The 21,245-nt window shown below is 61.5% G+C and carries 16 protein-coding genes; 5 read left to right on the top strand and 11 right to left on the bottom strand.

Features of this window, described 5'->3' with window-relative positions:
* Positions 1–52: 52 nt before the first annotated feature.
* From HH303_RS14210 to HH303_RS14185, 6 genes are all read right to left on the bottom strand, one after another.
* Positions 53–469, bottom strand: coding sequence for a F0F1 ATP synthase subunit epsilon (locus HH303_RS14210; RefSeq protein ID WP_169626034.1), 417 nt, complete (start codon positions 467–469; stop codon positions 53–55).
* Positions 470–512: 43 nt separating this feature from the next.
* Positions 513–1,931, bottom strand: coding sequence for a F0F1 ATP synthase subunit beta (atpD, locus tag HH303_RS14205; protein ID WP_169626033.1), 1,419 nt, complete (start codon positions 1,929–1,931; stop codon positions 513–515).
* Between the two features lie 31 nt (positions 1,932–1,962).
* The gene (locus HH303_RS14200) at positions 1,963–2,856 is read right to left on the bottom strand and encodes a F0F1 ATP synthase subunit gamma (protein WP_169626032.1); all 894 of its coding nucleotides are present in this window, start codon (positions 2,854–2,856) and stop codon (positions 1,963–1,965) included.
* A gap of 55 nt (positions 2,857–2,911) precedes the next feature.
* On the bottom strand, positions 2,912–4,441 hold the full coding sequence (gene atpA / locus HH303_RS14195) for a F0F1 ATP synthase subunit alpha (RefSeq protein ID WP_169626031.1): 1,530 nt from the start codon (positions 4,439–4,441) through the stop codon (positions 2,912–2,914).
* 3 nt (positions 4,442–4,444) lie between these two features.
* Positions 4,445–4,999, bottom strand: coding sequence for a F0F1 ATP synthase subunit delta (locus tag HH303_RS14190; RefSeq protein WP_169626030.1), 555 nt, complete (start codon positions 4,997–4,999; stop codon positions 4,445–4,447).
* 274 nt (positions 5,000–5,273) lie between these two features.
* On the bottom strand, positions 5,274–6,332 hold the full coding sequence (locus HH303_RS14185) for a cupin (RefSeq protein ID WP_169626029.1): 1,059 nt from the start codon (positions 6,330–6,332) through the stop codon (positions 5,274–5,276).
* 111 nt (positions 6,333–6,443) lie between these two features.
* Here HH303_RS14185 and HH303_RS14180 point away from each other — a divergent pair, with 111 nt between their 5' ends.
* A complete protein-coding gene (locus HH303_RS14180; RefSeq protein WP_319637419.1) occupies positions 6,444–8,273 on the top strand; it encodes an ABC transporter transmembrane domain-containing protein in 1,830 nt (609 codons plus the stop codon).
* On the opposite strand, the gene HH303_RS14175 is transcribed toward HH303_RS14180, so the two are convergent.
* Positions 8,248–10,065 carry a potassium/proton antiporter gene (locus tag HH303_RS14175; protein ID WP_169626027.1) on the bottom strand — a complete coding sequence of 606 codons (1,818 nt, stop codon included), beginning with the start codon at positions 10,063–10,065 and terminating at the stop codon, positions 8,248–8,250. The two genes, HH303_RS14180 and HH303_RS14175, sit on opposite strands and share 26 nt — an antisense overlap.
* 234 nt (positions 10,066–10,299) lie before the next feature.
* Here HH303_RS14175 and HH303_RS14170 point away from each other — a divergent pair, with 234 nt between their 5' ends.
* Together HH303_RS14170 and HH303_RS14165 are read left to right on the top strand one after the other, a co-directional pair.
* Complete coding sequence (locus tag HH303_RS14170; protein WP_169626026.1) at positions 10,300–12,450, top strand: thiamine pyrophosphate-dependent enzyme; 2,151 nt, start codon at positions 10,300–10,302, stop codon at positions 12,448–12,450.
* 24 nt (positions 12,451–12,474) lie between these two features.
* Entirely contained in the window at positions 12,475–14,019 is a 1,545-nt protein-coding gene (locus HH303_RS14165; protein ID WP_169626025.1) for an indolepyruvate oxidoreductase subunit beta family protein, read from the top strand.
* Positions 14,020–14,021: 2 nt separating this feature from the next.
* On the opposite strand, the gene HH303_RS14160 is transcribed toward HH303_RS14165, so the two are convergent.
* Positions 14,022–15,038 (bottom strand): YeiH family protein, encoded by a 1,017-nt coding sequence (locus HH303_RS14160; RefSeq protein ID WP_169626024.1) that lies wholly within the window; start codon positions 15,036–15,038, stop codon positions 14,022–14,024.
* Positions 15,039–15,141: 103 nt separating this feature from the next.
* On the opposite strand from HH303_RS14160, the gene HH303_RS14155 reads away from it, so the two are divergent.
* A complete protein-coding gene (locus HH303_RS14155; RefSeq protein ID WP_169626023.1) occupies positions 15,142–16,044 on the top strand; it encodes a LysR family transcriptional regulator in 903 nt (300 codons plus the stop codon).
* Between the two features lie 10 nt (positions 16,045–16,054).
* Here HH303_RS14155 and HH303_RS14150 read toward each other — a convergent pair whose 3' ends face one another.
* Entirely contained in the window at positions 16,055–18,505 is a 2,451-nt protein-coding gene (locus HH303_RS14150; protein ID WP_169626022.1) for a GcvT family protein, read from the bottom strand.
* A 211-nt stretch (positions 18,506–18,716) separates the two neighbouring features.
* Between HH303_RS14150 and HH303_RS14145 the strand changes: the two genes are divergently transcribed.
* Complete coding sequence (locus tag HH303_RS14145) at positions 18,717–19,313, top strand: helix-turn-helix domain-containing protein (RefSeq protein WP_169626021.1); 597 nt, start codon at positions 18,717–18,719, stop codon at positions 19,311–19,313.
* A gap of 48 nt (positions 19,314–19,361) precedes the next feature.
* On the opposite strand, the gene HH303_RS14140 is transcribed toward HH303_RS14145, so the two are convergent.
* Positions 19,362–20,444: an ABC transporter ATP-binding protein gene (locus HH303_RS14140; RefSeq protein WP_169626020.1), complete on the bottom strand. Its 1,083-nt coding sequence runs from the start codon at positions 20,442–20,444 to the stop codon at positions 19,362–19,364.
* Between the two features lie 30 nt (positions 20,445–20,474).
* The gene (locus HH303_RS14135; protein WP_169626019.1) at positions 20,475–21,245 is read right to left on the bottom strand and encodes an ABC transporter permease; all 771 of its coding nucleotides are present in this window, start codon (positions 21,243–21,245) and stop codon (positions 20,475–20,477) included.

The raw sequence follows: 21,245 nt of genomic DNA, 5'->3' as shown, positions 1-21,245 counted from the left end.
AAACGGCCCGCCTTTTGGCGGGCCGTCCTCGTATTCGGTAACCGGAAAGGGCTTAGCGATATGCCGGGGTTTCGACCGCCTGCAGTTTCGCCTGGGCCACGACGAGATTCGCCTCGGCCTTTGCCTTTTCTTCTTCTGTCTTGGCGTGGCTTACATCCTCGCCCAAATCCTTGACCAAGGTCTGCGCCGCGCCCAGATCGATATCTTCAACCGGGGTCGCGGTGTCGGCGAGCACCGTGCAGCGCTCTTCCGTCACTTCCACGAAGCCACCGGCGACGAACAGGCGCTTTTCGACGCTGTTGCCGTTGAAGATGCAGATCGTGCCCGGGCGAATGGTCGCGATGACCGGCGCGTGACCGGGCATGACGCCCATATCCCCTTCGCTGGCCGGCAGGACCACCATGTCGACCTCGCCGGAGAAGAGAAGCTTCTCCGGGGAGACGAGTTCGAAGGCAACCTTATCCGCCATGTCCTAACTCCTGCGTGATGAAACCGGATGAACCTTGGCCCGATCAGGCCGCGGCCGCCGCCAGTTTCTTCGCCTTTTCGACGGCTTCCTCGATCGTACCGACCATGTAGAAGGCCGCTTCCGGCAGATCGTCGTAATCACCGTTCACGATGGCTTCGAAGCCTTTGATCGTGTCTTCCAGCTGCACGAACTTACCCGGCGTACCGGTGAAGACTTCGGCAACATGGAACGGCTGCGACAGGAAGCGTTGAATCTTACGGGCGCGGTCGACGACCAGTTTGTCTTCCTCGGACAGTTCGTCCATGCCCAGGATCGCGATGATTTCCTGCAGGTTCTTGTATTGCTGCAGCGTTTCCTGAACACGACGCGCAACACGGTAATGCTGCTCACCCACGATCGCGGCATCGAGAATGCGCGAGGTCGAGTCCAGCGGATCCACGGCCGGGAAAATGGCCTGTTCCGCGATGGAGCGCGACAGAACGGTCGTGGCATCGAGGTGCGAGAAGGTCGTGGCCGGCGCCGGGTCGGTCAAGTCATCCGCAGGCACGTACACGGCCTGCACCGAAGTGATCGAGCCCTTCTTGGTCGACGTAATACGTTCCTGCATCGCGCCCATATCCGTGCCCAGCGTCGGCTGATAGCCCACCGCGGACGGGATACGGCCCAGCAGGGCGGACACTTCCGAACCAGCCTGCGTGAAGCGGAAGATGTTATCGACGAAGAACAGAACGTCCTGGCCTTCTTCGTCACGGAAGTATTCCGCGACCGACAGACCGGTCAGGGCGACACGCGCACGGGCACCCGGCGGTTCGTTCATCTGGCCATAGACCAGCGCGACCTTGGATTCGCCTTCCAGGTTGATAACCCCGGATTCGATCATTTCATGGTACAGATCGTTCCCTTCACGGGTACGCTCCCCCACGCCCGCGAACACGGACACACCGCCGTGGCCCTTCGCGATGTTGTTGATCAATTCCTGAATGGTAACCGTCTTGCCGACGCCCGCGCCGCCGAACAGGCCGATCTTACCGCCCTTCGGATACGGGGTCAGAAGGTCGATAACCTTAATGCCGGTGACGAGCTGTTCCGCTTCCGTCGCTTGATCGACATAGGCCGGCGCCGGACGGTGGATCGGTGACGAGATCTTGCTGCCGATCGGGCCGCGTTCGTCGATCGGCTCGCCGATGACGTTCATGATGCGGCCCAGCGTTTCCGGACCGACCGGAACCTGGATCGCGTCGCCCGTGTCGGACACGGCCTGACCGCGGACGAGACCTTCGGTCGTATCCATGGCGATGGTACGGACCATGTTCTCGCCGAGGTGCTGCGCCACTTCCAGAACCAGCGTGCGTTCGCCGATCTTCGTGTGCAGGGCGTTCAGGATCGCGGGCAGTTCGCCGTCGAAGGAAACGTCGACGACGGCGCCGAGGACCTGCGTGATCTTGCCGGTAGTGTTGCTCATGACAATAGCTCCTGTCTCGGACTTAAGTCTGTTAGAGCGCCTCGGCGCCCGAGATGATTTCAATCAGTTCTTTGGTGATCTGGGCCTGACGCGCGCGGTTGTAGGTAATGCTGAGCGAGTTGATCATATCGCCCGCATTCCGCGTCGCATTGTCCATCGCGGTCATCCGCGCGCCCTGTTCCGACGCGAAGCTTTCCAGCATGCTGCGGAACACCTGAACGGACAGGTTCTTCGGCAGCAGGGCTTCCAGGATTTCTTCTTCGTTCGGTTCGAACTCATAGGCCGCGCCGCTTTCGCTGACTTCGCCCTCGTCCCCTTTGTCGTCGCTGCCGACATTGGAGAACGGGATGAGCTGCAACGGTGTCACTTCCTGCGTCAGCGCGGAAATGAACTTGTTGTAGTACAGCGTGCAGACGTCGAATTCGCCCGCTTCGAACATCGAAACGATCTTCGCGACGACTTCATCGGCCTGTTCGAAGGCCGGGGCCGGCTTCATCAGTTCCTCATAGGAAGCGACGAGCTTGTCCCGGTATTCGCGGCGCATCACCGCGACGCCCTTACGGCCGATCGCGATCACCTTCACCGTCTTGCCCTGGCTGGTCAGCGCTTCGATCCGGCGCTTCACCGCACGGGTGATGGAGCCGTTGAAGCCACCGCACAGACCGCGGTCCGACGTCACCACGACAAGCAGATGCGTCTGGTCGTCGCCGGTACCGGCCAGCAGCTTGGGCGCACCGTCACCGGTCACGCCGGCCGCCAGCGAGCCGAGCATCCGTTCCATCCGCTCGGCAAAGGGCCGGGCGGCTTCCGCCGCTTCCTGCGCGCGCTTCAGTTTCGCCGCGGCCACCATCTTCATCGCTGAAGTGATGCGGCGGGTCGACTGCACGCTGGAAATGCGGGTCTTTAGATCCTTAAGAGACGCCATGTCCTATCCCGATAGAAGCGTTTACGTTTCCGATACGGTGGTTCGTCCGTCCCGATCAGGCATAGACCTTCGCGAAACCGTCCAGCAGGGCGACGAGGGCCTTTTCGCTCTCTTCGTCCAGCACGCCGGTATCGTCGATCTTGTCCAGAACCGCCTTGTGTTCCGCGCGGGCATGCTCCAGGAGCTTCGCTTCGTAGCGGTTCACTTCGTTGACCGGAATCTTGTCCAGGTAGCCTTTGTTACCGGCGAAGATCGACAGAACCTGTTCGGACACCTTCAGCGGCTGATACTGCGGCTGCTTCAGGAGTTCCGTCAGGCGGGCACCGCGGGCCAGAAGTTGACGCGTGGAGGCGTCGAGGTCCGACGCGAACTGCGCGAAGGCTTCCATCTCACGATACTGGGCCAGTTCCAGCTTGATCGAGCCGGCGACCTTCTTCATCGCCTTGGTCTGCGCGGCGGACCCGACGCGGCTGACCGACAGGCCGACGTTAATGGCCGGGCGGATACCCTTATAGAACAGGCTGGTTTCCAGGAAGATCTGACCGTCGGTGATCGAAATCACGTTGGTCGGAATATAGGCCGACACGTCGTTCGCCTGGGTTTCGATGACCGGCAGAGCCGTCAGCGAGCCATTGCCGTGATCGTCGCCCATCTTCGCCGCGCGTTCCAGCAGGCGCGAGTGGATGTAGAACACGTCGCCCGGATAGGCTTCGCGGCCCGGCGGGCGGCGCAGCAGCAGCGACATCTGACGATAGGCGGTCGCCTGTTTCGACAGATCGTCATAGAAAATGACCGCGTGCTTGCCGTTGTCACGGAAGTATTCGCCCATGGCGCAGCCGACATAGGGCGCCAGGAACTGCAGCGGGGCCGGATCGGACGCCGTGGCGGCGACGACGATGGTGTAGTCCATCGCGCCCATATCCGTCAGGGTCTTCACGACCTGCGCAACGGTGGAGCGTTTCTGACCGATGGCGACGTAGATGCAGAACAGCTTCTTGGAGTCGTCCTTGCCCGCGTTCACCGGCTTCTGGTTCAGGATGGTATCGACGATAACCGCCGTCTTACCCGTCTGACGGTCGCCGATGACCAGTTCGCGCTGACCGCGACCGATCGGCACCAGCGCGTCGAGCGCCTTCAGGCCGGTCTGCACCGGTTCGTGCACGGATTTACGCGGGATAATCCCCGGCGCCTTGACTTCCGCCAGCGCGCGTTCGGTGGATTCGATCGGGCCCTTGCCGTCGATCGGGTTGCCGAGGCCGTCGACAACGCGGCCCAGAAGCCCCATGCCGACCGGCACGTCGACGATGTCGCCCGTCCGCTTGACCGTATCGCCTTCTTTGATCGACCGGTCGTCACCAAAGATAACGACGCCGACATTGTCGGTTTCCAGGTTCAGCGCCATGCCTTTAATGCCGCCGGGGAATTCGACCATTTCACCGGCCTGGACATTGTCCAAACCGTAGACGCGGGCGACGCCGTCACCGACGGAGATCACCTGACCGACTTCCGCGACATCGGCTTCGGTACCGAAATTCGCGATCTGATCCTTCAGAATAGCGGAAATTTCCGCGGCCCGGAGTTCCATCTCTTAAGCTCCCTTCATCGCAAGCTTTAGGCGCTGCAGCTGGGTGGAGACCGAGCTATCGATCATCCGGCTGCCGACTTTGACGATAAGACCGCCGATCAACGACGGGTCCACTTTGTGCGAGACGGCAACCTTGCCGCCCACGGCTTTCTTCAGGGCCTCTTCGACCGCGGCGATCTGAGCTTCGCTCAGTGCCTTGGCGGAGGCGACCTCGGCGGTAACCTCGCCCCGGCGCGCGGCCAAGGTGGCGAGATACGCCTTGGTGATCGCTTTCAGCGCGAACAAGCGGCGGTTCGCGGCGACATAACCGACGAAACGCTTCGTCAGGTCGCTCACGTCCAACTTGTCCAGCACAGCGGCCATCGCCTTGCCTTGATCGGCACGGCTGATCACCGGACTGCGCACGACGCGCTGAAGATCGTCTGATTCATCTAGAATGGTGCCGAGCGTGCGGAGGTCCGCAGCCACGTCATCCAGCTTCTTGCCTTCATCGGCCAGATCGAACAGCGCTTTCGCGTATCGACCGGCGATTTCGTTCACGCCACCTTTGGCTGCCACGGTTGGGAGACCCCTCGATTTGATCGTTGCCGTCGCGTCTGACTACCGTCGTCGGAATTTGGTGATTGCCGTCTGACACGCACGGCCCGCCCCCCGACGAGGGTCCCTAAAGACACGTTCGTTTTCGCCTGAACGACGAATTCTTGTGTAAACGTGCCCCCCAAGGACGCGCGGGGTTTAGCATAAGGGTTCGAGGGGTGCAACAAGACTCGACCCCTTCCGTTGCAATCCCTCCCGATTAAGTCTGGAAGCCCGGTTTTCCGAGGGCTGCACGCTATAGACAAACCTCCAGAAAGGACAGGTCGGGAGAGGTTTCGGAGAAAGACCAAAGCGTCCCCGGAGGCAGTGCCACGGACGCCCCCGCTTCCAATGTCGCGGCACCGCCCGGTTCCGCCGTAAGCCGCGCGGAACCGCCGGTGCAGAACAGGAAATGAAACTCTTCCGCCGCCACGACCACTTGGCCTACCGGCAAGGGGCGATCCGACAGACGTTCCACGACCCGGACATGCGCCAAGCCATCGGTCGCCGCTGCGATACCCAGGTCGCGCTGACGAAATGCGGGTAATGCCCAGTCTTCCCAGAGAGCGTCTGCGGCACCGTGCCGCACGAAGCGCTGACCGTGGAAATCGCGGTCCGGCCGCATCGCGCAGGTCGGAAGCGGCAGGATATGATCGACATGGGTGGGATGGTCGGCGGGACAGCCGATTTCCACGACTTCCAACCTGTCGGAAGCCTCCAATACCCGATGGCGGATTTCCGGCGGCTGCAACACACAATCGCCCGCCCGTAATATAAAGGGCTCGCCCTGATCCTCGTAAACCAGCCGGACCCAGCCCCGATAACAGAAAATCATCTGGAAGCGGACCTTGTGGAAATGCACATAATCCGGGACCGGCCCACCCTGCGGGATTCGGATATGGGACGCGATGAACCGCCCGCCCCAACGGTCGGGAATAAGATCGCGATACTGCATGCCCGCACGGCCCGTTCCCCATTCCCTTTCGGTTGGCGCCGCGCAATAAACAAAGCTCGGTCGATTCGCCGGAATCTCCGGCCAGGGGTTTAACGGAGCGAATTCGATCACCGTTCCATTCGGCGCACGGACCTCCCGCGGTTCGGCATCGGGCGACAGCAGACGTATCCGTCCCGCCTGCCCCGCCAGACCGCGCACCAAACGCAAGCGCAAACCATGCCCCGATAGTATCGCCACCGCCGGGTCGTCCGCCGGATAGATTGTGTGCAGGCTGAAACCGAGGTCGTCCTGAAAGAAGGCCAACGTTTCCGGAATCTCGGAACAGGGCAGGTCTATTTCGGCGGTATGCGGATTGAGCATCGATGGAACTTTGTTGTGTCGAGACGAGCCGACACTATGCAATAGCGGCAAGCCCCCTTTCAATTGCGCGTCTTACGCCATACTTGAATGGAAAGATCGAAAGGAAGCGGCGTGGCGCGTGGTTCAGGTGGATTTGTCCGTCCCGGGGCGGACCGACCGAAAGGTCGCGATATAAAGGCGCTGCGCAAGGCCATGGCCTTCCTGCGTCCCTATACCGGACGGGTCGTGCTGGCCCTGTTGGCCCTGACGATCACGGCCAGTGCCGTTCTGGGGCTGGGGCAAGGTCTGCGCGGCTTGGTCGACGGGGGCTTCGGGTCCGGCGATCCGGCGGCCCTGGACCGGGCCTTGGAATTGCTGCTGGGCCTGTCCCTCGTCATGGCGATCGGGACTTATTGCCGATTCTATCTGGTCACCTGGCTGGGCGAACGCGTCGTCGCCGACTTGCGCAACGCCGTTTTCGACCGGGTTCTGCGCATGGATCCCGGCTTTTTCGAGGTCACCAAGACGGGCGAAATCCTGTCTCGCCTGACCACGGATACGACGCTGCTGCAATCCGTCATCGGGTCCAGCGCCTCCATGGCATTGCGCAATGCGCTGATCCTGGTCGGCGGGCTGGCGATGATGGCCGTGACCAATCTGAAGCTGACCGGCCTTGTTCTGCTGGTCGTACCGGTCGTCGTCGTGCCGATCCTGCTGATCGGACGCCGAGTGCGGACATTGTCGCGGGACAGCCAGGATCGGGTTGCCGATATCGGCGCCTATGCCGAAGAGAACCTGAATGCAATCCGTACCGTCCAGGCCTTCACCCATGAAGCGGAGGACCGCCGCCGGTTCGGAGGGGAGGTCGGCAACGCCTTCGACACGGCGATCCGACGCACCCGGCTGCGCGGCGCCTTGTCTGCCATCGTGATCCTGCTGGTCTTTGCATCGATTGGCGTGATCCTGTGGGTCGGCGGCAATGATGTGTTGAGCGGCACGATTACCGGCGGGCAATTGGCGGCCTTCGTCTTTTATGCCACGACCGTGGCCTTTTCCGTCGGTATTATATCTGAAGTTTATGGCGAGCTGTTGCGCGCCGCCGGGGCGACCGAACGCCTGATCGAATTGCTGGAGGCGGAACCGGCGATCAAACCGCCCGTTCGTCCCGTGGCTTTGCCGGAACCGGCACAGGGTCGGTTGACCATGGAATCGGTCACTTTCCGGTATCCGTCGCGCCCGGACTTACCCGCCTTGAACGACTTCACCCTTTCGGTCGAACCGGGGGAAACGGTCGCTCTCGTCGGCCCGTCGGGCGCCGGGAAGAGTACAGTTTTTCAGTTGCTTCTACGGTTTTACGACCCGCAGTCGGGCCGCATCCTGGTCGATGGCGTCGATATCGCGGAAGCGGAACCGGAGGCCCTGCGCCGTCGTTTCGCCCTTGTCCCGCAAGACCCGGTGATCTTTGGCGCCAGCGGGTCGGAAAACATCCGCTATGGCCGTCCCGATGCCGACGATGCCGCCGTCGTCGCCGCGGCCAAGGATGCCGTCGCCCACGATTTCCTGGAATCCCTGCCCCAGGGATACGAAACCTTCCTGGGGGAAAAGGGGACGCGCCTGTCCGGCGGCCAGCGTCAGCGCCTGTCCATTGCGCGGGCCGTTCTGCGCGATCCGTCGATCCTGCTGCTGGACGAAGCGACCAGCGCGCTGGATTCCGAAAACGAACGGCTGGTGCAGATCGGCCTGGAACGCCTGATGACGGGTCGTACAACGCTGATCATTGCCCACCGGTTGGCCACGGTGGTGAATGCGGACCGGATTGCCGTGATGGATCAGGGCCGTATCGTTGCGACCGGCACCCATGCGGAACTGATCGACTCGAGCCCGCTTTACGCACGTCTGGCCGAACTGCAATTTTCCCAACCTGGAATGGCGTCCGTCAGCGCCCGGACCGTGAACGAATAGACCGCAACCGCGTCAACACGGCACGGCGAAGGATCAAGCCCGTCAAGGCAAAGCGGCGCATCGGCCCCGGATTATCCGGTTCCAGATTCAAGGCGACGTCCGATACACCTGTATCGTCCAGCGCCTTTACCGACAGATCGGCGCTGGGGAAGCGGATTGTCTGTCCCACTTTCAGCTTTCCGGGGATCGTATCACGTAGAACCTGGGCGACCGTCAGTGTCTCCCACCCTGCCGGGACGGGCAGATCGTACATTTCCGCCACCGGCCCGAAATAGGTCGATCCGGGAAAATGGAAGACGAGCGGCACGTCTTCCCGACCGCCCTGACGCGCGCCGAAAATCCGATCCAGGGTCGGGATCGAGTCACTGTGCGTCATCACCAGGACATCATCGCCCACCGCCAGGGTCTCCAGGGTTCCCGGCGGGTAGATTTTACCGTCGCGAATGACGGATATCACCATCGCCTCCCCTGGCAGGGGCAGCCGCGCAAAGGGTCGTCGTGTCGCCATGCTTTTTAACTGCACCGAAAAGGCGGCAAGGTTCCGGCCGGTTTCCGACGGCAGGTCGATTTCAACCCGACTGGGCAGGGCCGGACGCGGCGGCAGCAAAACGCCGAGCCAACGGCCGACGCGTCCGGCGCTCCAGCCCTGAACGACCAGGGAGACCAGCACCACGATATAGGCGACACCGAAATAACGTTCGCCCTGATCGAGGCCCGACAGGACCGGAATCGTCGCCAGAAAAATCGGCACCGCGCCGCGCAGACCGACCCAGGCGACGAAGCCCGATTCCTTGCGCGACAGACCGTTGAACGGGGCACAGAGCGCCACCGCGACCGGTCGTGCGATCAGGATCAGGACCAGCGCGATAACCCCGGCGGGTAGAAGCAAGTCGATCAACGTACTGGGCGTGACCAGAAGCCCCAGAACCAGAAACATGACGATTTGGCACAGCCAGGCCAGCCCGTCGTGGAAGCGGCTGATAAGGAAGGTCGCCTTGTGCCGGTTGTTGCCCAGAATCATGCCCGCCACATAGACGGCCAGGAAGCCGCTGGCCCCGACATGCTGCGCGGCGGCGAACAACAAGACCGCACCCGATGCCGCCAAGACCGGATAAAGACCCGACGAAATGGTCAGCCTGTTGATCGCAACCAGCAGCAAGGCACCGCCGATCGCCCCGACCACAAACCCGCCCAGCATCTGCACGGAGAACTGCCGAAAGACCGCCAGTGCTGTGTTTCCGACATCTTCGGGGGCACCATTCGCCAACAGGGTGACGCATGTGATCGTCAGCAGCACCGCCATCGGATCGTTCAGCCCGGCTTCGGCCTCCAGCAGGCTGCGCACCCGGTCGCGCAGGCGCATGCCGCGTCCCGACAGGATCAGGAACACCGCCGCCGCATCCGTCGAGGCGACGATGGCCCCGACCAGCAAGGCCTCGATGGGGCCGATATCGAAGACGAAAAAGGCCGCCGTGCCAGTCAGTCCTGCCGTTACCAGAACACCGACCGTCGCCAGCAATCCCGCCGGCAGGGCGACCGATTTGAAATCCGGCCAACGCGTGCGCAAGCCGCCGTCGAACAGGATAATTGCCAGGGCAACACTACCGACCAGATAGGTCGCACCGTAATCGTTGAATTCGATCCCGCCCGGCCCGTCCTGCCCTGCCAGCATGCCCAGGGTCAGAAAGACCAACAGCAACGGCGCGCCGAACCGCGCGGACGCCATTCCGGCCAGGATGCTGACGAAAACCAGCAACGCGCCGAAAAGGATAAGGGAATTCGTGACGTCCATGAATCGTGTTTCCAACAGGCGAGAGGCAAAGGCACATCCGGATACCCCGGCGATCATACAACAGCGCCGCGCTGGAAATTAGGTTAAATATGCGGATTTCAACAAAAATTCGCGATAATCTGGAAGCATGCCCGAGCCCGACTGACGCGCAGCATGCTTGACTGCGTTCAGGATCACAAATAACTTGCAAACGCATATAATTCTAAAAACCCCTGGGAGAGGAGGGCTGCCCGCATGGCCGAAAGATCGTTTGCCAAGGAAGTGCAGAAACTCCGACTCGGCGCCGGGGAGACGTTTCGCGGCGAAGGCATCCTCGCCATTACCAAAGCATTGCTGGAAAACGGTGTCGGCTATGTCGGCGGGTATCAGGGCGCGCCGATCAGCCATCTGATGGATGTGCTGGCCGACGGTCAGGAGATCCTTGAAGAACTGGGCGTCCATTTCGAAGCCAACGCGTCCGAAGCCGCCGCCGCGGCGACGCTGGCGGCCTCCGTTCATTATCCGATCCGGGGTGCGGTGACCTTCAAGGGGCCGGTCGGGGTCAATGTCGCGTCGGACGCGCTGGCCAACCTGTCATCCGGCGGGGTCACCGGCGGCGCGCTGGTCATCGTCGGGGAGGATTACGGCGAAGGTTCCTCCATCATGCAGGAACGGAGCCACGCCTTCGCGATGAAAAGTCAGCTATGGGTGTTGGATCCGCGCCCGAACCTGCCGTCCATCACCACGGCGGTCGGCCAAGGCTTCGAATTGTCGGAAGCTTCCAACACCCCGGTCATGATGATGTTGCGCATCCGGGGCTGTCACGTCTATGGCAGCTTCACGGCCAAGGACAATGTCCGCCCGCCGTTCAGCGTGCGCGACGCGATGGAAAACCCCAGCCGCGATTCCGAACGCATCGTCTTGCCGCCCTATTCCTATGTCCATGAGAAGGAAAAGATCGACAAGCGCCTGCCCGCCGCGATCGACTATATCCGTAAGAACAAGCTGAACGAATTTTTCGGCGATACCGATGCGACGGTCGGGATCGTCCTGCAGGGCGGCATGTATAATTCCGTCGTCCGCAGCCTACAGCGCCTGGGCCTCGCCGATATCTACGGCGACACCAAGGTTCCGCTTTATGTCCTGAACGTGACCTATCCCCTGATCGATGCGGAGTTTCTGGAATTCTGTGAGGGTAAGAACGCCGTTCTAGTGGTCGAGGAAGGCCAGCCCGATCATATCGAACAGGCCTTCGGCGCGATGCTGCACAAGGCCGGGGCCAAGACGAAGCTGGTCGGCAAGGGGCCTTTCCCCATGGCCGGGGAATATACCGGCGCGGTGATGATGGACGGTATCCGCGCGTTTTTCGAGGCGCATGCGCCGGAATGGCTGCCGTCCCAAGGGCGCGCGCCGAACGCCCCGCCGCCATCGCAAATCGCCCAGGACCTGTCGACGGTCGTGCCGATCCGTCCGCCGGGATTCTGTACCGGCTGCCCGGAACGTCCGGTCTTCGCCGCGACGAAACTGGTCGAACAGGAACTGGGTCCGCATCACATCGCGTCGGATATCGGCTGCCACCTGTTTTCCATCAATCAGCCGTTCGAAATCGGCGGCACGACGATGGGCTTCGGTCTCGGACCTGCCTCCGCCGCCGCATTCAACGACAAGAAGTCGAAACGGCGCACGATCTCCTTCCTCGGCGACGGCGGGTTTTGGCACAACGGGCTGACCTCGTCCTTCGGAAATGCGGTGTTCAACAAGAACGACAATGTCATCGTCGTCGTCGACAATTATTACTCCGCCGCAACAGGCGGACAGGACGTCTTGTCGTCTCGTGCAGACAATAAATCGAAATCGACCAAGCACCCGATCGCGAAGGCCGTGAAGGGAATCGGTGTCGAATGGGTGCGCCAGATCGACCGGACCTACGATGTCGGAAAACTGCGCGACACGCTGAAGGAAGCGCTGACGACGACGGCGCAGGGACCGAAGGTCATCGTCGCATCGTCCGAATGCATGTTGAACCGCCAACGGCGCGAACGCCCGGCGATGAACAAGGCGATCAAGGAAGGCCGCCGCGTCCTGAAACCCCGCTTCGGCGTGGATGAGGATATCTGTACCGGCGATCATGCCTGCATGCGCCTGTCGGGATGTCCGTCCTTGTCGGTGAAGACCCTGGACGATCCCTTGCGCGACGACCCGGTCGCCAGCATCGACCAAAGCTGCGTCGGTTGCGGCAATTGTGGGGAAGTCGCGGACGCTGCCGTCCTGTGTCCGTCCTTCTATCAGGCAGAGGTGGTGCATAACCCGACCGCCAAGGACCGCTGGGCGGAGCGCCTGCGTCGAACGGTGACGCGATGGCTGCAACGGCGTCGGGAAACGTCGCGCCTGTGTTTCGGGGAATAATAATGTGTTTCGGGGAATAATAAGATGACGATTGAAACCCTGCCCGGCCTGCCGGAACGCAGCGACGACGCGACCGCATCCATCATCAAACTGGCGATTCTGGCGGTCGGCGGTCAAGGCGGCGGCGTGCTGACCGACTGGATCACCGCCGTGGCCGAACGCAACGGCTATTGTGCGCAGTCGACCTCCGTCGCCGGGGTCGCGCAACGCACCGGCGCCACGATTTATTATGTCGAGATGGCCCCGGATACAGGCCGCGCACCGGTCTTCGCGCTTAGCCCCTCCGCCGGGGATGTCGATATCATGATTGCGGCTGAGATGATGGAGGCGGGCCGATCGATCCAGCGGGGATTCTGTACACCCGACCGGACGGTCCTGATCGCATCGTCCCATCGCGTGTTGGCGGTATCGGAAAAAATCGTGCCCGGCGACGGCCGTGCGGATACGGATCGGGTTTGGCAGGCGGCGCGAGACGCATCGCATAAGCTGGTCTGTTTCGATATGGAAAAGCTGGCGATAGAAAACGGCAGCGTGATTTCCGCCAGCCTGTTCGGCGCCCTCGCGGGATCCGGTGCCCTGCCTTTCGACCGTACCTCTTTCGAAGACACGGTCAAGGCAAGCGGTCGTGGGGTGGAAGCCAGCCTGCGCGCCTTTTCCGCCGCCTACGATCGTGCTGTTCAAGGCGATATCCCGGCCGCTGTCGACGCGAAAACGGAAAGCAAAGGCAACGTTTCGGGGTCGTCCAAACTGATGATCCAATGGCGGACCTTGGAAGATCGGATCGCCACCCTGCCGCCCCCCGTGCGGGCCATGGCTGAATTGGGCCTGCGCAAGGTTGTGGACTTCCAGGACATCGCCTATGGCGCGGCCTATCTGGATCGTTTGGACAAGGCTGTCGCAATGGATTCGGCGGATCACGGTTTCGCCTTTTCCATAGAGGCGGCGAAGTATATCGCGAATGCCATGGTCTATGACGATATCGTCCGGGTCGCGGACCTGAAGACCCGCAGCACCCGCGAGACCCGCCTGCGCAGGGAACAGGGCGTTCCGGATACCGGCATCGTCCAGGTCACGGAATATTTCCATCCCCGAATGGAAGAAATCTGCGGCCTGCTGCCGGCCCGACTGGGCCGCTGGATGGAAAATCATCCCGCCGTCTTCGGCTGGTTCGATCGGCGCGTGAACAAGGGACGCCGCATCCGCACGGACCGGTTGACCGGATTCTGCATGCTTTGGATCGTCGCCGGATTGCGCCGCTGGCGACGCGGCATGCGGCGGCATGAAGTGGAAACCGCCCACCTGGATGACTGGTTCACCCTTGCCCTGGCGGAGGCGAAGCAGGATTACGCTTTGGGTGTCGAAATCCTGAAATGCCGCCGTCTGATCAAGGGCTATTCCGATACCTATGATCGGGGACATTCCAAGTTCCAGCGTGTCCTGTCCGGCCTGCCCGTCCTGCGCGGGCGGGGCGACGCGGCGGATTGGCTGCGCCGGTTACGCGATGCTGCCCTGTCGGACGAAAAGGGCGACGCCCTGGGCGGGGCGCTGAAGACCATCGCGACACTGTAACTCTATATTGACCGGATCATCACCAGCGCGGTCCCGGATACGAAGACCCAGGCGACCGCCCCCAGGATAAGGGGGCGCAGCCCTTCCTGCCTAAGCTTACCGATATCCGTTTCCAAGCCCATCGCCCCCAACGCCATGGTCAGCATGAGGCCCGACACCCCGTTCAGCACGGACAGGGCTTCCGTCGGGATTGCCATCGCAGAATTCAGGGCAACGACCAGAACGAAACCGAAGACAAACCACGGCTTCGGCGGCGCCGTCCCAGCATTCCCACCCCGCCGCCGGGCCACGAAGCCGAGCGATAGGACAAGCGGCGCGAGCAGGACGACACGGCTTAACTTCGCGATCGTCGCGAATTCGCCCGCTGTGTCGCCCTGGGCAAATCCCGCACCGACGACCTGCGCCACCTCATGAATACTGGCCCCGGCCCATAGGCCGAAGTCATGGGCTGACAGGCCCAACGGTCCCGCTAGAAACGGAAACAACAACATCGACACGGACCCGAAAACCGTCACGCAGGCGATGGCATAGGCGACATCTTCGTCGCTACCGCGCGTCACCGTGTTGGTCGCCAGAACCGCCGATGCACCGCAGACCGACGTTCCTGCCGCGATCAGTTCCGCCAGACGCGCATCGACGCCCAGCACCCGTCCTAAGGCCTTGGTGAACAGGAAGGTCGCACAAAGCGTCGCCACGATCACACCGCCCCCGGCCAGTCCGACAGCACCGATCTGATCCAGGGTCAGACGAAAGCCGAGCAGGACGATTCCCAATCGCAGGATCGGGCGCAGGGAAATTGCGAGACCGGGCTTCAGCGCCGTCGGCACGCCGATACTGTTGCGAACCGCAATGCCCAGGACCATGGCAACGACCATCGGACTGACCATCGGCGAACCGCACCAATCCCGAACCGCAATTCCTACACCTGCGAGCAGTCCCGCCGCCGCCAATCCCGGCAAAAGGTTTCGGATTGTAAACTGAGGAACCGCACGGCTTCCGACGGCATCGGTATTGGACATGACATCACCCATCGCTAATGTATGCGGGGACCCTGCCTGCTAACATTCATTCGATCCAATTGAATATTATTGTATAACCAATCGATTTTTCTGATTATATGGCATGACACTCGATCAATTGCGCATCTTCGTTGCCGTGGCGGAACGTCGGCATGTGACAAGGGCAGCGGACGCGCTGAACCTGAGCCAGTCCGCCGTATCCGCCGCGATTGCCGCCCTGGAAACGCAACACGATGTAAGGCTTTTCGACCGGGTTGGCCGCGGGATCGACCTGACGGACGAAGGGGCGATCTTCCTGGAGGAAGCGCGGGCGCTTCTGGCACGAGCGGAAAACGCCGTATTGATCCTGGACGACCTATCGAAGGCGCCGCGCGGGCATCTGCGCATTCAGGCCAGCCAGACCGTCGCGAGCTATTGGTTGCCGCCAAAACTCATCGCGCTGAAGGAACGCTATCCCGGAATCGACGTGTCCCTGCGCATCGGCAATACGGCGGAGGCATCAAAGGCCGTCAGCGACGGCGCGGCGGATATGGGTTTCATCGAAGGCGACCTACCGCCCAGCGACCTGAAACGCCGGGTCGTCGCCTATGACGAACTGGTCCTGGTCATGCCGCGCGATCATCCCGCGGCGGATATGGTCAACTTTAGCCAGAAGGACTATCGCGGATTCCGATGGCTCTTGCGCGAACCGGGGTCGGGTACCCGGTCCGCCGCCGAACAGCATTTCGCCGGAATGGGTCTGTCGCCGGGCGATATCGACATCGCAATGGAATTGCCGTCGAACGAGGCCTTGCTGGCCGCCGTCGCCGCCAGCCGATGCGTCACCATGATGTCCTATCGAACGACCAGCGCCGCGCAGGGACAGGGGCTGACGGCAAGGCGCGTCACCTGGGCCGACCGCCCGATCCGCCCCTTCGCCGTCCTGACACACCCGGACCGGCATCGAACCCGCGCCGTGCAGGTCCTGATGGACCTGCTGCGCGAAACCGACCCGGACCGGGCGTAAGATTCAGGCGTCAGGCCTTCACCCGCTCGCTCTTCGGATCGAAGAAGGGCGCCAGTTGGACCGTCGCGGGATACCGTTCGCAGGCCACTTCGACTTCAAATTTCCCGCCCGCCAGCAAAGCTTTATCCACACCGTCCGGATGGGTCAGATAGCCCATTCCCAAGGACGCCTTGATCCGATGGCCGTAGGCTCCGGAAGTCACAGATCCGGCGATTTGCCCGTCCAGCCAGATCGGTTCGTTATGGTAGAGCAGCGGCCCGACGCCCTCCGTATCCAATCGCACCTGAACCAGGCGTTTGGTCGGTGTCCCCGCCTCCCGCTGGCGCAGCAGGACATCCTGCCCGATGAAGCCGCCCGGCTTGTCATAGGCGACGGCGAAGCCCAGCCCGGCCTCGATCGGAGTATCCTCCTCCCCGATATCATGGCCCCAGTGACGGTAGCCTTTTTCCATACGCAGGGAATTGATCGCGAAATAGCCCCCATGCGCCAATCCGCGGTCCGCCCCGGCCTGGAGCAGCGTATCGAAGACATGCTGGGCCATATCGGCGGAGCAATAAAGCTCCCACCCCAATTCACCGACATAGGTGACGCGACTGGCCCGCGCCTGGGCATAACCGACGGGAATGTCGCGGCTGGTCCCAAACGGGAAGGCGGCGTTGGAGAAGTCTTCTCCGCTGACCGCTTCCAGCAAAGCGCGGGAACCCGGTCCCATAATCGCCAGCATCGGCATGCCCGCGGTAATGTCGGTGACGATAGCATGGGCGTCTTCCGGGAGGTTCCGCCGCAACCAGGACAGATCCCGTGTCTGGGACCCCAGGGTGGACACGACCATGAATTCCGTTTCCGACAGGCGGGTGACCGTTACGTCCGCCTCTATCCCGCCGCGTGCATTCAGCATCTGGGTATAGACAAGACGTCCCACCGCAACATCGACATTCCCGGCGCAAATCCGGTTCAGAACAGCGCAGGCGTCGCGGCCTTCGACCCGGAACTTGGTGAAGCAGCTTTGGTCGAAGATACTGACCTTTTGATGGGTGTTCAGGCATTCGGCGGCACAAGCGTCGAACCAGTTTTGCGGCCCGTAGGAATATTCGATCTTCGCCGGAATATCGCCGCGGGCGAAGAAACCGGGCCGTTCATAGCCGACCGCTTCCGTCATGCAGGCACCGGCATCGATCAGGCGGTCGTGGAACGGGCTGCGCCGCACGCCGCGCGCCGTTTCGAACTGCATATAGGGCCAATGCATGTCGAACAGCGCGCCCAACGTTTCGGTCGTGCGATCATGCAGATAGCGCTTGTTCGACTGGAACGGATGCATGCGGCGTATATCGACATCCGCCAGTTCCATCGGTGCGTGCCCGTCGCGAATCCAGGAGGCCAGGGCCTTCCCGACGCCGCCGGACGACAGAATCCCCACGGAATTGAACCCGCAGGCGCAAAACAGACCCGCGACCTCCGGCGTTTCGCCCAACAGATAGCGGTCGTCGGGCGTGAAGCTTTCCGGCCCGTTGAAGAACAGTTGAATGCCGGTTTCCGCGAGGGCCGGAACCCGTTCCACCGCCATTTCCAGAATCGGTTCGAAGTGATCGAAATCTTCCGGCAGGGAATCGAAGCAAAAATCATCCGGAATGCCGCGATGGCCCCAAGGTTTCGCGTTCGGTTCGAAACATCCCAACAACAACTTCCCGGCGTCTTCCTTATAGTAGGAACATTCGTCAGCGACGAACATGACAGGTAAATTGGCCTGTAGAGTCGGCATGGGTTCGGTCACGATATAGAAATGTTCCGCCGCATGCAGCGGCAGGGACACGCCATGCGCCGCCGCGAAATCGCGCGACCACATGCCGCCGCAGATAACGACATTTTTCGCGCGAATCTCACCCTTGTCCGTGACCACGCCGCAGGCGCGTCCGTTTTCGATCAGGATTCGTTCCACCTTCGTCTGTTCAAAGATTTTCGCGCCGCCCATGCGCGCGCCCTTCGCCATCGCCTGGGTAACGTCCGCCGGATTCACTTGCCCGTCATTGGGCATCCAGATCGCCCCTTCGATATCGTCGACCTTAGCGAGCGGCCAGCGTTCCGCGACCTGCCCCGGCGTCACGACCTGGGCTTCCAGACCGAAATTCCGCGCCATGGACGCGCCGCGTTTCAGTTCTTCCAGCCGTGCCGGCGTTTTCGCGATACGGAGCGACCCGTTCTTCTTGTATCCGGTCGCTTGGCCCGTCTCGGCCTCCAGCCCCGTAAACAGTTCCCCGGTATATTTGGCCAGTTCCGTCATGTTCCGGGTCGCGCGCAACTGCGTCACCAACCCCGCCGCATGCCAGGTCGTGCCGCAGGTCAGCTGCTTGCGTTCGCACAGAACGACATCCGTGATCCCCAGCTTGGTGAGGTGATAAGCGATGGAGCAGCCCGCCACGCCACCCCCAATAATCACAACATCGGTTTCAGACGGCAGGGTCATGCGGTTTTCCTTGGGTTAAGAGCTTGTTATCCGGAAATGAAATTTATAATCGATTTTTTCACAACAGAAAAATACCTTCAATTTGTTGAATTGATTAACGCGATCATACCGATGGTTGGTAAAATCCGCGCGAAGGAGGATTTTACATATGAAGTCACCCACAGACCTTCCCCGACTCAGGCGTCAATCCAATCGGGAAGGGTTAGCGGATATGACGGGGCAGACAGTTGATGTAGAGGAACTTCTGGGGGCGGACGAACGGGTGGGGTTCGAAATCCGCGATCTCAGAAAAGCAAAGGGAATGACGCTGACCGATGTCAGCGGCGCGACCGGATTGTCGGTCGGTTACCTAAGCCAAATCGAACGCGGCGTTTCCAGCCCGTCCGTAAAGGCCCTCCACGCCATCAGCCGTTCCCTGGGCGTCACGATCAGTTGGTTTTTCTCTCCAGCGGCGGAGGAGGAGGAACATCTGCGCGACGTCGTAGTTCGGAAACGGAACCGCCGGACGCTGACCTTCAAAAGCGGCATTACCGACGAGTTGCTATCGCCAAATCTAAGGCGGCAGATAGAACTGCTGCGATGCGTCTTTCCGCCGGGATCCGCCAGCGGCGACGATAGCTATTTCCATCAGGGGGAAGAGGCCGGGATCGTAATTTCAGGCGTGCTGCGCCTTTGGATCGACGAAGACGAAGTATTGCTGCGGGCTGGGGACAGTTTCGCCTTCGAAAGCGACAAACCGCACCGCTACGACAATCCGTCGAAGGAGGAAACCATCGTCATCTGGGCCGTCACGCCTCCCAGTTATTAGGGCCAGTTATTAGGGCCAGTTATTGGGAACAGTTATTAGGGGCGGCGGTCATTCCTTGCCGGGAAGCAACACCGCCGTATCCTCGTCGAAATCCACCGAAACGACGCCTTCGCCGTCGATGTCGCGGAGTCGGCGCGCCGTCGCGGCGGGCACGTCGGCACAGATCGGCGCCACCCCGTCCGTCGTCAGAATGAGATGAATATGCGACCCGAAATAGGCGCGGTTCGTCACCCGCATCGATGCGGCTTCCGGCGCCTCGGACAGATGGAAGTTTTCCGGCCGCACCGCGACGCAGACGGAATCGCCGACCAGGAAGCGGCGCGTTCCCGCCTGCAAACGCCGCGTCCCGAAACACGGCATATCGACGCTGACACCCGTCGTCGTTACGTCCCTCACCGTGCCGGGAATCAGGTTCATCTCCCCCACGAATTCCGCCACCTCCCGGGACAGCGGCCGGTCATAAAGCGTCGCGGGCGAGCTGCATTGCAAGACCTGCCCGCGTGCCATCACGGCGATCTTGTCGGATAGCGTCAGCGCTTCTTCCTGATCGTGCGTAACGAAAACGAAGGTGATGCCGACCTCCCGCTGAATGGCGCGCAACTCGATCTGCATATTCTGGCGCAGGCGCTTGTCCAGGGCGGAAAGCGGTTCGTCCAGCAACAGCACCTTCGGTTTGACGACAAGGGCGCGCGCCAGGGCAACGCGCTGCATCTGACCGCCGGACAACTGATCCGTCTTGCGGTTCCCGTAGCCACCCAGATGGACGAGGTCCAGCATCTCCTCCACCTGCCGATTCAGGTCCGCCTTCGACAGGCCACTGCGCTGCAAGCCGTAGCCGACATTTTCCGCGACATTCAGATGCGGGAAGATCGCGTAGCTTTGGAACACCATATTGGCCGGACGGCGATAGGACGGCGTTTTCGTCACATCCGCGCCGTCGATGAAGATCTTTCCCGACGTCGGAAAATCCAAACCGCCCATCATGCTTAAGAGAGTCGTCTTGCCACACCCCGACGGGCCAAGGAGCGAGAAGAACGATCCCTTCGCGATATCCAGATCGACACTGTCGACGGCGACGACGGAACCGTAGGTCTTACGGACCGATTGCAGGGAAATGAAATCGTCAGTCATCGGCGGCCTCTCGAACCTGTCTACTTACATCTATCTGTCGCGCCGACGGCGCAGCAGTTGTGAAACGATAATCAGAACGCTGGACACGACGATCACGACGGTCGCCAGAGCGAGGACGAGCGGCAGGCGGTCGGGAAAGCGCATTTGACTCCACATGAAGACCGGCAGCGTCGGCGAATTGCTGGACAGGAAGAACGCCAGAATGAATTCGTCGAAGGAAATCGTGAAGGTCAGCAGCAGGCTGGACACGACGCCGGGCATCGCCAGCGGCAGGGTGACCCGCAGGAAAGTGCGGATCGGCGGCTCGCCCAAATCCATCGATGCCCTTTCGTAATCCGGGCTCAACCCGTCGAACCGGGACACCATTACGCCATAGGCAAAGGGGGTGCAGATCATGACATGCCCCAGGATGACCGTGCCGATCGACAAACCGATCCCCGTCATCATGAAAATGGACAGCAGCGCCACACCGGTCACGACGGTCGGCAGGGCCAAGGGCGCGAACAACGCCCCGGACGCCAGCGTCTTGCCCCGAAAATGATAACGCGTGGTCGCCATCGCACCCAGAAGACCGACCGATGTCGCGGTCACCGACGTCACGGTCGCGATAATCAGGCTGTTGGAGAACGCCGACAGCAATTGCGCATTCTGTATCGCCGCCTCGTACCATTTCAGCGTGAAGGATTTCAGCGGAAAGGCGATGTAGACGGAATCGTTGAAGGAAAAGACGATCAGCAGCAGGATCGGCAGATACAGGACGAAGAAGTATACGGCGGCGTAGAGTTTTCTGACGGTGCGCAT

The sequence above is a fragment of the Pacificispira spongiicola genome, assembly GCF_012926505.1.
GTDB lineage: Bacteria > Pseudomonadota > Alphaproteobacteria > UBA8366 > Aestuariispiraceae > Pacificispira > Pacificispira spongiicola.
Note: the sequence above shows the minus strand (reverse complement) of the source record. Positions and strands in the feature narration are given on the sequence as shown.

Coding starts and splice junctions, on each gene's coding strand:
- HH303_RS14210 (WP_169626034.1), bottom strand. CDS start 469: ATGGCGGATAAGGTTGCCTTCGAACTCGTCTCCCCGGAGAAGCTTCTC.
- atpD (WP_169626033.1), bottom strand. CDS start 1,931: ATGAGCAACACTACCGGCAAGATCACGCAGGTCCTCGGCGCCGTCGTC.
- HH303_RS14200 (WP_169626032.1), bottom strand. CDS start 2,856: ATGGCGTCTCTTAAGGATCTAAAGACCCGCATTTCCAGCGTGCAGTCG.
- atpA (WP_169626031.1), bottom strand. CDS start 4,441: ATGGAACTCCGGGCCGCGGAAATTTCCGCTATTCTGAAGGATCAGATC.
- HH303_RS14185 (WP_169626029.1), bottom strand. CDS start 6,332: ATGCTCAATCCGCATACCGCCGAAATAGACCTGCCCTGTTCCGAGATT.
- HH303_RS14175 (WP_169626027.1), bottom strand. CDS start 10,065: ATGGACGTCACGAATTCCCTTATCCTTTTCGGCGCGTTGCTGGTTTTC.
- HH303_RS14170 (WP_169626026.1), top strand. CDS start 10,300: ATGGCCGAAAGATCGTTTGCCAAGGAAGTGCAGAAACTCCGACTCGGC.
- HH303_RS14165 (WP_169626025.1), top strand. CDS start 12,475: ATGACGATTGAAACCCTGCCCGGCCTGCCGGAACGCAGCGACGACGCG.
- HH303_RS14160 (WP_169626024.1), bottom strand. CDS start 15,038: ATGTCCAATACCGATGCCGTCGGAAGCCGTGCGGTTCCTCAGTTTACA.
- HH303_RS14155 (WP_169626023.1), top strand. CDS start 15,142: ATGACACTCGATCAATTGCGCATCTTCGTTGCCGTGGCGGAACGTCGG.
- HH303_RS14150 (WP_169626022.1), bottom strand. CDS start 18,505: ATGACCCTGCCGTCTGAAACCGATGTTGTGATTATTGGGGGTGGCGTG.
- HH303_RS14145 (WP_169626021.1), top strand. CDS start 18,717: ATGACGGGGCAGACAGTTGATGTAGAGGAACTTCTGGGGGCGGACGAA.
- HH303_RS14140 (WP_169626020.1), bottom strand. CDS start 20,444: ATGACTGACGATTTCATTTCCCTGCAATCGGTCCGTAAGACCTACGGT.
- HH303_RS14135 (WP_169626019.1), bottom strand. CDS start 21,245: ATGCGCACCGTCAGAAAACTCTACGCCGCCGTATACTTCTTCGTCCTG.